Genomic DNA, 10,556 nt, shown 5'->3' with positions numbered 1-10,556 from the left:
TCTCGTGGGCTCGGAGATGTGTATAAGAGCCACCCACACACACTTCGTCCTCTCCGGCACCACCTCCTCCCGACCATCGCGGAGTCCCCCAGGACGCGCGCCCGAGGCGAGGGCGGGCTCACGAGCACAGACCAGCGGGCTTCCCGGGCAGCCGCGTCCTCCGTGTTCAGATCGTTTCTTTACGCCCGCCACCGCCCATGCGATTGTCGGTATGTCTGCACGTCCTGAACAGGAGGCCGACATGAGACTCCCCAGCCGACCAGCGGTGATCGGAGCGATCGCCGTCCTGGCGCTCACCTCCTGCGGAACCGGGACGGAGTCCGGCGGTGGCAGCGTCACCCTCACCATCGCGGCCAACAGCATCTCCGGCGGCAAGAACTCCGAGTCGGCCGACTGGATCAAGCAGTGGGTGATCCCCGAGTTCGAGAAGACGCACCAGAACGTCAAGGTCCTGTTCCAGCCCAGCGGCGTCGACGACGAGCAGTACAAGACCAAGATCGCCCTCGACCTCAAGTCCAGGACGGGGGCCGACGTCATCGACCTGGACGGCATCTGGGTCGGCGAGTTCGCCCAGGCCGGCTACATCAAGCCGCTCACCGAGGTCGGCGGCGCCACCGTGGAGCAGTGGGAGGGCTGGGCCCAGATCCCCCAGGCCGTCCAGGGCCTCGGCATCTTCGACGGCAAGAAGTACGGCCTGCCCCAGGGCACCGACGGCCGCGTCCTGTTCTACAACAAGACGCTGTTCAAGAAGGCCGGGCTGCCCGAGACCTGGGCCCCCACGAGCTGGCAGGACATCATCGACGCCGGGACCAGGCTCAAGGCGGCCGGCGTGCCCACTCCCATCCAGATCAACGCCGGCACCGCCATGGGCGAGGCCACCACCATGCAGGGCGTGCTGCCCCTGCTCGCGGGCGCCGGGGCCGAGATCTACGCGGCCGGCAAATGGGCCGGCGCCTCCCAGGCCATGAAGGACGTGCTCGGCTTCTACCAGCAGATCTACGGCGGCAGCGGCCTCGGCGATCCCAAGCTGCAGCAGGAGGCCAAGGGCCGCGACAAATCGTTCGCCCAGTTCGCCGCCGGCAAGATCGGCATCCTCGCGGAGAGCGACTACTTCTGGCGCTCGGTCGTCGAGCCCACCGCGGGCGTCGCCCCCATGAAGGACCGCGACCAGGTCGTCGGCTACGCCAGGATCCCCGCCAAGCAGCCCGGCGGCGGCATCCGGGGCCAGGACCACGTCAGCATGTCCGGCGGCGCCGTACGCGTGCTCAACCCGTTCTCCAAGAGCCCCAAGCTCGCCTGGGACCTGCTCGCCTTCATGCACTCGGCGGCGGCGACGAAGTCGCAGCTCGCCGGGCAGGCGCGGATCAGCTCCCGCACAGACGTCAACGGCGAGGTGCTCACCGCCGACCCCATGCTTGAGTACGTGGCCGACGAGGTGCTGCCCATCACCGCCTACCGCCCGGGGCTGGCCGTCTACCCGCAGGTCTCCGCCGCGCTGCAGGAGGCCACCGCGGCCGTCGTCAGCGGCAAGAGCGCCGACGAGGCCGCCACCGCGTACCAGACGAAACTGGAGGAACTGGTCGGTGGCGCGGCCAACGTCGGCGGCTGACGCCGCGGGGCTCGGCAAGGGCAGGGCGGTCGCGTTCGTCCTGCCCGCCCTCGTCCTCATCGCCGTCTTCCTGATCTTCCCGGCGCTGTGGACCGTCTACCTCGGGCTCACCGACTACCGGCTCACCGGCCTGGCCGCCGCCGAGCCGCGCTTCGTCGGGCTCGGCAACTACACCGGGGCGCTCGGCGACCCCCGCTTCCTCACCTCGCTCTGGCTCACCCTGCTCTACGTCGGCGGCTCCGCCATCATCGGCCAGGCCGGCCTCGGCTTCGCCCTCGCCTGGATCCTGCGCGGCCGCTCCGGCCCCGTCCGCCGCCTGGTCGAAGGCGTGGTGCTCCTGTCGTGGATCCTGCCGGGCACCGTCGTCGGCTTTCTCTGGTTCGCCCTGCTCGACCGGGACGACGGCACCCTGAACGCCCTGCTGCACACCCCCGGGTTCGCCTGGCTGCTCGACTATCCGCTGCTGTCGATCATCGTCTTCAACGTGTGGCGCGGCACCGCGTTCAGCATGATGCTCTACTCGGCCGCCCTGGAGAACGTCCCGCCCTCCCACCTGGAGACCGCCCGCCTGGCCGGCGCGGGGGTGTGGCAGCAGCTGCGCGACGTCGTCCTGCCCGCCATCAGGCGCCACATCCTGACGAACCTGCTGCTGATCAGCCTGTGGACGTTCAACGACTTCACGCCGTTCGTCCTCACCGGCGGCGGCCCGGAAGGGCGCTCGGAGATCCTGCCCGTGTACGTCTACCGGGTCGCGCTCCGCGACGGCCAGCTCGGCGTCGGAGCCGCCATCTCCTTCCTGATCCTGCTGATCAACCTCGTCTTCGCGCTGGCGTACCTGCGGCTGCTGCGCGGCCGGCGCCGCGAGCGCGAGACGACGGCCGCCGGAGGGCCGCCCGCATGATCCGCCACGTCCTCGGCCGGCTCGCCACCACGGTCGTCATCGCCGTCGTCCTGGCCTTCTTCACCCTCCCCATGCTCTGGCTCGCCAGCGCCCCCTTCGACGACACCCCGACGATCACCACGTCCATCCCCGAGTTCACGCTGCGCAACTTCGCCGCCATCCTGGACAACCCGTACGCGCTCGGGTCCATCCGCAACTCCCTCATCCAGGGCGGCGGCGCCGCCGCGCTCGTCGTCGTCCTGGCCGCGCTGGCCGCCTACGCCCTGTCCAGGGTCCGCGTGCCCGGCCGTGACGCGCTGCTCTACCTGCTGCTCCTGCTGTCGTCGGTCGTCACCGGCACGGCCGCCATGGTGCCCATCTTCGAGCTGGCCACCCGGCTCGACCTCATCGACACCCACCTCGGGGTCATCCTCGTCGTCTCCGGCGGCCTGCTGCCCGCCGCGATCTTCATCCTCAAGGACTTCATGGACGAGACCCCCACCTCGTACGAGGAGTCCGCCCGCGTCTTCGGCGCCTCGCCCCTGCAGATCCTGCGCCACATCGTGATCCCCCTCGTGCGCCCGGGCCTGGCCACCATCGCCGTATGGGCGCTGGCCAGCGTCTGGGGCGGGTTCCTCTTCCAGTTCATCCTGCTGCGCGACCCCGGCAAGGCGCCCGGCTCGGTCATCCTCTACACCCTCTACACCGAGGGCGGCGCGCCCAGGCTCGACCTGATCTCCACGTTCTCGCTGCTGTACTCGCTGCCGGTGGTGGCGATGTACCTGTTCGTCTCCCACCGCTACGGCTTCCGCTTCCACGGAGGGATCAAACGGTGATCTCCCTGCACGGCCTGACCAAGGTGTTCCCCGGCGGGGTCCGCGCCCTCGACGGCATCGACCTCACCGTCGCCGACGGCGAGTTCTTCGCCCTGCTCGGCCCCTCAGGCTGCGGCAAGACCACGCTCCTGCGCACCATCGCCGGGCTGGAGACCCCCACCGGCGGGCGCGTCAGCATCGACGGCGCCGACGTCACCCGGCTCCCGCCCGGAGACCGCGACGTCGCTATGGTCTTCCAGGACTACGCGATCTTCCCCCACATGGACGTCACCGCCAACATCGCCTACCCCCTGCGCGTCAAGAAGGTCCCCCGCGACCGGCGCACCGCCAAGGCCGCCGAGGTCGCCGCCCGGCTCAGCCTCACCGAGCTCCTCCACCGGCGCCCCGCCGAGCTCTCCGGCGGCCAGCAGCAACGCGTCGCGCTCGCCCGGGCCATCGCCTGCCACCCCGCCGCGTTCCTCTTCGACGAGCCCCTGTCCAACCTCGACGCCCGCCTCCGCCTCGAAGCCCGTACCTTCCTCAAGCGCCTGCAGCGCGAGCTCGCCGTCACCACCGTCTTCGTCACCCACGACCAGGCCGAAGCACTCGCCCTCGCCGACCGCATCGCCGTCATGTCCGACGGCCGCATGATCCAGGTCGGCTCACCCGCCGAGATCTTCCATCGCCCCGCCACCACGTTCGTCGCCTCGTTCATCGGCTCCACCCCCATGAACCTGCTGCCCGCCCGGATCACCGACGGCGGCCTGGCCGTGGCCGGCGCCGTACTCCCCGCTCCCGGCCCCTGCCCCGCGGAGATCACGGGCGAGGACGACCTCACCTACGGCGTACGTCCCGAATACATGGACCTGTCCGCCGCCGAACGCCCCGGCGCCATCCCCGGCGTCGTCTCCGTGCTGGAGAACCTCGGCACCCACACCCTCGTCACCATGGAGTCCCCGGACGCGCTCATCCAGCTCGTCGTCCAGGAAGGCGAGGAGCCCGAGCTCGGCGCCCGCGGCTGGGCCGTCCCGCGCCGCGCACTCCTCTACCGCGACGGCGCCCTCCTGACCTGACAGGTGCCCTGCTCGAAGGCACGCCCAGGACCCGCACCGGCATACTGGACAGTATGTCCAGGGAGTGGATCCTGCACGTCGACCTCGACCAGTTCATCGCCGCCGTCGAGATCCTGCGCAACCCCGAGCTCCGCGGCAAACCGGTCGTCGTCGGCGGCTCAGGAGACCCCGCGCAGCCGCGCACCGTCGCCGCCACCGCCACCTACGAGGCCCGCGAACACGGCGTCCACTCCGGCATGCCCCTGCGCACCGCACTCAGACGCTGCCCGGAGGCCGTCTTCCTGCCCAGCGACCCGCCCGCCTACGAGGCCGCCTCCGAACGCGTCATGGCCGTCCTGCGCGAGTTCCCCGTCCGCGTCGAGGTGTGGGGCTGGGACGAAGCCTTCGTCGGCGCCGCCACCGACGATCCTGAAGCCCTCGCCGCCGAGCTCCAGCAAGCCGTACGCGCCCGCACCGAGCTGTCCTGCTCCGTCGGCATCGGCGACAACAAGCACCAGGCCAAACTCGCCTCCGCGTTCGCCAAGCCCGCCGGGATCTACCGCCTCACCGGCGACAACTGGGCCGAGGTCATGAACGACCGCCCCACCGACGCCCTCTGGGGCATCGGCGCCAGGATCTCCAAGAGACTGGCCGCGCTCGGCCTCCACACGGTCGCCCAGCTTGCCGCCGCCGACCCCGCCGACCTGGCCGGCCACTTCGGGCCCACCAACGGCCCCTGGTACCGCTATCTCGCGCTCGGCAAGGGCGAGGCCGAGGTCGTCACCACCCCGTGGGTCGCCCGCGGCCACAGCCGCGAGACCACCTTCCCGCACGACCTCACCGATCGGGCCGAGATCACCCGGCACGTCACCGAGCTGGCCGAACGCGTCGCCCGGGACGCGGTCGCGGAAGGACGGCAGGTCATCCGCGTCTCGGTCAAGGTGCGGTTCGCCCCGTTCCTCACCCGGACCCGCCAGTCGAAGCTCCCCGCCCCCACCACGGACGCCGGCGCGCTGTCCGCCGCGGCCGTCTCCGTCCTCGGCCGCTTCGACCTCGACCGCCCCGTCCGCCTGCTCGGCGTCGCCGTCGACTACACGATGCCCGACACCTAGAGAGCTCAGGCGACCCTGGTCACCGTGGCGTAGAACTCCGCCCGCAGCCGATCATCGGCCCGTGCCAACTCCGCCAGCTCCTCCTCCGGAACCTCCGCCTCGTCCCACTCCCCGAGGCTCCGCCCCACGTAAGCGAGCGCCCGCCACACCACGCCAGGATCATCCCTGAACTGCCCGATCCCCGTGTTGCACGGCAGGCACAACACAAACCGCACATCACCCGTGCGATGGCAGTGATCGACATGCTCAGGCGGCCGATCCCAGCACACCACGCACAACCCGTGCTGAGCCGAGATCATCCGCTCGACGTCCTCGGGCCGGACCCGGTACCGCTGCGACAGGTGATGAGCACGTGTGCGAGCCACCTCCCCGGCCGCCCGGCGCTCAGGAAGCACCACGAACTCCGGCCAGAGCACGTCCCCGCCCAGATAGAGCGCGGCCAGCTCCAGCAGCACGAGGTTGTCGCCGAAGTGCCCCAGCCCGTTGTTGCAGTTGAAGCAGAGAACGCCCCGGACCTGCCCGCTCCGGTGACAGTGGTCGACGAATGTGCCCGGCGCGCTCTGGCAGATGGCGCAGAGCCCGCCCTGTCGGGCGAGCATGCGCTCGAAGTCGTCCTCGGTGATGCCGTAACGGCGCTTCAGATGGTAGTTGCGAGTACTGCCGTGCTTCTTGACTCGCTCCTCGCGCATCACGGTGTTGTGACACGGCTTGCAGTAGGCGGCCAGTCCAGACTTCTCTGTACGATTGCGCCCGAACTCCTCGACGAGCTTGATCTCCTCACACCGAGGGCAGTACTTGTGGCCCTCAGGAACGGTGATCGCTTGCGGAGAGGAGAAGGAAGTCTCCGAGTTCGGGCGCAACAAGCGCATCCGGGCACCGCTTGCGACCTCCCGACCCCTCCACCACACCCCCCAATGTCCGGATTTATCCCCTATTGTCCGCCCTTCTGTACATAGCTCCTCACGAACTCCTCTGCGTTCTCTTCGAGCACTTCGTCGATTTCGTCCAGAATCGCGTCGACATCGTCGGTGAGCTTCTCCTGCCGCTCCTGAACGTCGGGCTGCGCCGAGGCTTCGGTCTCCTCGACTTCGGACTCGCGCCGACCGGCCTGCTTCTGCCCGCCGGTGTCCTTGGTTGCCATGTCCTACCTCCGCTTGGGGGACTGCCTCTAGGCATATCTTCCCCGAACCGGACGACATTTCGCGCCGATCCACCTGCGATCTTGCCGGGTTGACTAGATAGTGTTCCTATCCAATAATGAGGTCCCGTACCCACAGGAGGTCCCGATGTCCCCATCGTCCCTGAGCACGGCAGGTGTGCTCCTCATCACAGTCCCGCTGGTCGCCTTCGGCGGCGTCTCGCTGCTGTCGTTCCTGATGAAGAACGTGCCCGGTTACCTGGACAACCCGGTCCGTCGCGGACTGTGGCGGGCCGGGCACGCCCACGCGGGGGTGCTGGTCCTGTTCGGCCTGGTGGCGATGCTGTACGTCGACCAGACGGGCCTGTCGGAGGGCATGAAGGCGCTGACGCGCACGCTGATCGTGGCGGCCCCGATCCTGATGCCGCTGGGTTTCTTCCTGTCCGTGGTGCGGCCCGCCGACACCAAGCCGAGCAAGCTGATCTGGCTGACGGTGGCGGGCGGCGTGTGCCTGGCGGTCGGCACGCTGACGCTGGGCGTCGGCCTGGTGACCGCGTGAGGGACCCGCTGCGGGTCTGACCCGCGGCGGGTCTAGTCGCCGCCGGTGAGGGCGGCGACGAGGTCGGCGGCGGTGCGGCAGCGGTCGAAGAGCTCGCCGACGTGGGCCTTGGTGCCGCGCAGCGGTTCGAGGGTGGGCACGCGCTGCAGCGACTCCCTGCCGGGGATGTCGAAGATGACGGAGTCCCAGGAGGCTGCGGCGACCGATTCGCTGTACTGGCTCAGGCAGCGGCCGCGGAAGTAGGCGCGGGTGTCGGTCGGAGGGCTCTCGACGGCGCGCTGCACGTCTTCCTCGGTGACGAGGCGCTGCATGCGGCCGCGGGCGACGAGCCGGTTGTACAGGCCGCGATCGGGCCGGATGTCGGAGTATTGCAGGTCGACGAGCTGGAGCCGGGGGTGGGACCAGGCGAGGCCGTCGCGGGTGCGGTAGCCCTCGAGGAGCTCGAGCTTGGCGACCCAGTCGAGCTCGCGGGCGAGCTGCATGGGGTCTTCCGCGAGGCGGGTGAGCACGGATTCCCAGCGGTCGAGGACGTCCTTGTTCATCTCGTCCTGGGCGATGCCGCGTTCCTCGACGTACTTGCGGGCCTGCTCGAGGTATTCCATCTGCAGCTGGACGGCGGTGAGCTTGCGGCCGTCGCGCATGGCGATCTCGTAGCGGCAGGTGGGGTCGTGCGAGACGGCCCGCAGAGCCTGTACGGGGTTCTCGACGGCGAGGTCTCGGGTGAGGAAGCCCTCTTCGATCATGGCGAGGACGAGGGCGGTGGAGCCCAGCTTCAGATATGTCGAGATCTCCGACATGTTGGCGTCGCCGATGATCACGTGCAGCCGGCGGTACTTCTCCGGGTCGGCGTGCGGCTCGTCCCTGGTGTTGATGATGGGCCGCTTCAAGGTGGTCTCGAGACCCACCTCGACCTCGAAGAAGTCGGCTCGCTGGCTGATCTGGAAGCCTTCGCCGCGCGAGTCCTGGCCGATGCCGACCTTGCCGGCGCCGACGACGACCTGGCGGGAGACGAAGAAGGGCGTCAGGTGCCGGACGATGTCGGCGAACGGGGTGGCGCGCCGCATCAGGTAGTTCTCGTGGCAGCCGTAGGAGGCGCCCTTGGCGTCGGTGTTGTTCTTGTAGAGCTGGATGGGCGCGTTGGAGGGGATGGCGGAGGCCCGGGTGGCGGCGTCGTACATGACCCGCTCCCCTGCCTTGTCCCAGAGCACCGCGGCCCGCGGGTTGGTGCACTCGGGCGCGGAGTATTCGGGGTGGGCGTGGTCGACGTAGAGCCTGGCGCCGTTGGTGAGGATGACGTTGGCGAGGCCGAGGTCCTCGTCGGTGAGCTGGCTGGGATCGGCCACCTCCCTGGCCAGGTCGAAGCCGCGCGCGTCGCGGAGCGGGTTCTCCTCCTCGAAGTCCCAGCGTGCCCTGCGCGCGCGAGCCGCCGAGGCGGCCAGGTAGGCGTTCACGACCTGTGAGGAGGTCACCATCGCGTTGGCGCCTGGCTGACCTGGTACGGAGATGCCGTATTCGGTCTCGATGCCCATCACCCGACGCACCGTCATGCAACACCCTCTGTTCGTCCGGGTCTGTCTATCCGCCGTTTATATGCCCGAGCCTATGCCCTTCACAGTGCCCCAAGGCCACAGAGTTATGGCACCGACGCCTTTTCAACCTGTACGGCCGGAGCTGATGTGGTTTGTGGTGATCTGCGGGGCTTGAGTAGCCGCTGGATGGGGCGTTCGGCAAAGGAGTACACGAGATATGAGAGCCCGACGGCGGTCAGGACGGTCACGGTGGCGACCGCCCAGGGGGGCAGTTCGCCGGTGAGCGCCGGGATGAGGAGCACCGCGACGACGCCATGGAACAGGTAAAGCGGGTATGTGATGCCCCCGAGCGCGGTGAGCGTCTTGGAGGGTTTGAGCCTGAGCAGCCCGAGCGCCGCGACCGCCATCACGCCGAAGATCAGGGTGATGGTGATGATCACGCTGAGGTCGGTGACGGGCATGTTCTTGAACCCGGCGAGCTCGATGCGGCCGTGCACGCGTTCGAGTGCGGAGTGGATCGAGATGCCGTAGCCGCCGGCCACGTACAGCCACGGCAGCCAGGCGCTCCCGTGCTTGTGGATCAGATACAGGGCCATTCCGGCGATGAAGTAAGGCGCGTAGCGGGGCATGACGATCTCGTTCACGAGGTCGTTCCCGAGCAGTTCGGCGCCCACGGCGGCGACCAGCCAGACGCCGGCGAACACCAGGACGCGCCCGTAGGTGACGCCGACGATCACGAGGATGGAGATCAGGAGGTAGAAGCGCAGCTCGGCCCACAGCGACCAGTAGACGCCGCTGGCGTCGGTGACCTTGAACAGCCGCTGGAACATGCTGGCGTTCAGCAGGTATTCGCCTGGGGAAAGTTTTGGGTCCAGCGCCTTGGCTCCGGTGAGCCCGTAGAGGGCCGCGACGGCGGCCAGGCTGAGCCAGTACGCGGGGTAGAGCCGGACCAGCCGGGATCGGGCGAAACCGCCGAGCCCGCGCCCCCAGACGGTCATGAGGATGACGAATCCGCTGATGATGAAGAACAGCTCGACGCCCAGGATGCCCAGCCCTGCGATGGGGGCTAACGCGGGGAACAGCTCGGCGGGCCGGTCTCCCCAGACCGACGCGTACGCGACCAGGTAGTGGAAGGCGACCACGGCCACGGCGGCGATGAATCGCAGAAGGTCGAGTTCGGCCAACCGGCCGTCACCCCGAGCATGCTTTGGCCGGTTGGGTTGCTGCACGGCCCTTAGACGTCACCCTGATCACTTTGGTTCCACGATTCCCTCTGTTCCCACGAGCAACACGTGCGAGGCGTCGTCCAGCCCGAGCGCGTCGCGGGCGGCGGGACCGAGGGCGAGCAGCCCTGCGGCTCCGGCGGCGCCGCAGGCGGACACCTCGACGCCGTGCCCGGCCAGCAGCCGGGCGGCGGCCTCCGCCTGGTCGTCGGTGATCGTCATGAACAGGTCGGTGAGGTGGTCGAGCAGGCGGTAGGCGAGGAGGGAGGGCTCGCGGCAGTCGAGCCGGCCGAGCGTGGTGCGGCCGCCGGGGACGCGGACGGGCTCGCCCGCGCGGGCGCTCTCCAGCAGGCAGGGCGCGGCCTCGGGCTCGACGACGACGATCCTCGGCTGCTCGCCCCAGCGGTCGCGCACGTATCCGGCCGCCGCCGCGGCCAGGCCGCCGACGCCCGCCTGCACGAACACGTGGGTGGGCGGCCCCCCGGCCGGCATGTGGGAGGACGGCTCCGCCAGCACATGGGTGAGCGGCCCGTCCGGCACGTGGATGGACGCCCCGTCCGCCCCGTCTGGTACATGGGTGGGCACCCCGTCCGGCGCGTGGGTGGGGACCCCGTCCAGCCCCGCCCCCAGGGCCCCGGG

Annotated in this window: 11 protein-coding genes; 6 read left to right on the top strand and 5 right to left on the bottom strand. The window is 69.6% G+C overall.

The window, feature by feature from the left end; genetic code table 11:
- Window positions 1–241 precede the first annotated feature (241 nt).
- Genes ETD85_RS55070 through ETD85_RS55050 form a run of 5 tightly spaced genes read left to right on the top strand, consistent with a single transcriptional unit; the run spans window position 242 to window position 5,468 of the window.
- Window positions 242–1,609 carry an extracellular solute-binding protein gene (locus ETD85_RS55070; RefSeq protein ID WP_138697835.1) on the top strand — a complete coding sequence of 456 codons (1,368 nt, stop codon included), beginning with the start codon at window positions 242–244 and terminating at the stop codon, window positions 1,607–1,609.
- A complete protein-coding gene (locus ETD85_RS55065; protein ID WP_138697834.1) occupies window positions 1,584–2,510 on the top strand; it encodes a carbohydrate ABC transporter permease in 927 nt (308 codons plus the stop codon). The genes ETD85_RS55070 and ETD85_RS55065 overlap by 26 nt, the downstream gene beginning before the upstream one ends.
- Complete coding sequence (locus ETD85_RS55060) at window positions 2,507–3,325, top strand: carbohydrate ABC transporter permease (RefSeq protein ID WP_138697833.1); 819 nt, start codon at window positions 2,507–2,509, stop codon at window positions 3,323–3,325. The genes ETD85_RS55065 and ETD85_RS55060 overlap by 4 nt, the downstream gene beginning before the upstream one ends.
- Window positions 3,322–4,377 (top strand): ABC transporter ATP-binding protein, encoded by a 1,056-nt coding sequence (locus ETD85_RS55055; protein ID WP_138697832.1) that lies wholly within the window; start codon window positions 3,322–3,324, stop codon window positions 4,375–4,377. The genes ETD85_RS55060 and ETD85_RS55055 overlap by 4 nt, the downstream gene beginning before the upstream one ends.
- Before the next feature lie 53 nt (window positions 4,378–4,430).
- Window positions 4,431–5,468 carry a DNA polymerase IV gene (locus ETD85_RS55050; protein WP_138697831.1) on the top strand — a complete coding sequence of 346 codons (1,038 nt, stop codon included), beginning with the start codon at window positions 4,431–4,433 and terminating at the stop codon, window positions 5,466–5,468.
- Between the two features lie 5 nt (window positions 5,469–5,473).
- On the opposite strand, the gene ETD85_RS55045 is transcribed toward ETD85_RS55050, so the two are convergent.
- Both ETD85_RS55045 and ETD85_RS55040 read right to left on the bottom strand, forming a co-directional pair.
- Window positions 5,474–6,157 (bottom strand): endonuclease VII domain-containing protein, encoded by a 684-nt coding sequence (locus ETD85_RS55045; RefSeq protein ID WP_170247369.1) that lies wholly within the window; start codon window positions 6,155–6,157, stop codon window positions 5,474–5,476.
- Window positions 6,158–6,399: 242 nt separating this feature from the next.
- The gene (locus ETD85_RS55040; RefSeq protein WP_103962996.1) at window positions 6,400–6,609 is read right to left on the bottom strand and encodes a ubiquitin-like protein Pup; all 210 of its coding nucleotides are present in this window, start codon (window positions 6,607–6,609) and stop codon (window positions 6,400–6,402) included.
- 145 nt (window positions 6,610–6,754) lie between these two features.
- Between ETD85_RS55040 and ETD85_RS55035 the strand changes: the two genes are divergently transcribed.
- Entirely contained in the window at window positions 6,755–7,165 is a 411-nt protein-coding gene (locus ETD85_RS55035) for a hypothetical protein (protein WP_138697829.1), read from the top strand.
- A 32-nt stretch (window positions 7,166–7,197) separates the two neighbouring features.
- On the opposite strand, the gene dop is transcribed toward ETD85_RS55035, so the two are convergent.
- The 3 genes from dop to ETD85_RS55020 all read right to left on the bottom strand — a co-directional run.
- Entirely contained in the window at window positions 7,198–8,712 is a 1,515-nt protein-coding gene (dop, locus tag ETD85_RS55030) for a depupylase/deamidase Dop (RefSeq protein WP_138697828.1), read from the bottom strand.
- An 86-nt stretch (window positions 8,713–8,798) separates the two neighbouring features.
- Complete coding sequence (locus ETD85_RS55025; RefSeq protein WP_240780039.1) at window positions 8,799–9,878, bottom strand: acyltransferase family protein; 1,080 nt, start codon at window positions 9,876–9,878, stop codon at window positions 8,799–8,801.
- A 66-nt stretch (window positions 9,879–9,944) separates the two neighbouring features.
- Window positions 9,945–10,556: pyridoxal-phosphate dependent enzyme (locus ETD85_RS55020; RefSeq protein WP_138697826.1), on the bottom strand; the 612-nt coding region annotated here is incomplete at its 5' end.

This window comes from Nonomuraea zeae, assembly GCF_005889725.1.
Taxonomy (GTDB): Bacteria; Actinomycetota; Actinomycetes; order Streptosporangiales; family Streptosporangiaceae; genus Nonomuraea; species Nonomuraea zeae.
The sequence above is the reverse complement of the archived record's forward strand: the minus strand, read 5'-3'. Positions and strand labels throughout refer to the sequence as shown.

Coding starts and splice junctions, on each gene's coding strand:
- ETD85_RS55070 (WP_138697835.1), top strand. CDS start 242: ATGAGACTCCCCAGCCGACCAGCGGTGATCGGAGCGATCGCCGTCCTG.
- ETD85_RS55060 (WP_138697833.1), top strand. CDS start 2,507: ATGATCCGCCACGTCCTCGGCCGGCTCGCCACCACGGTCGTCATCGCC.
- ETD85_RS55050 (WP_138697831.1), top strand. CDS start 4,431: ATGTCCAGGGAGTGGATCCTGCACGTCGACCTCGACCAGTTCATCGCC.
- ETD85_RS55045 (WP_170247369.1), bottom strand. CDS start 6,157: ATGCGCGAGGAGCGAGTCAAGAAGCACGGCAGTACTCGCAACTACCAT.
- ETD85_RS55040 (WP_103962996.1), bottom strand. CDS start 6,609: ATGGCAACCAAGGACACCGGCGGGCAGAAGCAGGCCGGTCGGCGCGAG.
- ETD85_RS55035 (WP_138697829.1), top strand. CDS start 6,755: ATGTCCCCATCGTCCCTGAGCACGGCAGGTGTGCTCCTCATCACAGTC.
- dop (WP_138697828.1), bottom strand. CDS start 8,712: ATGACGGTGCGTCGGGTGATGGGCATCGAGACCGAATACGGCATCTCC.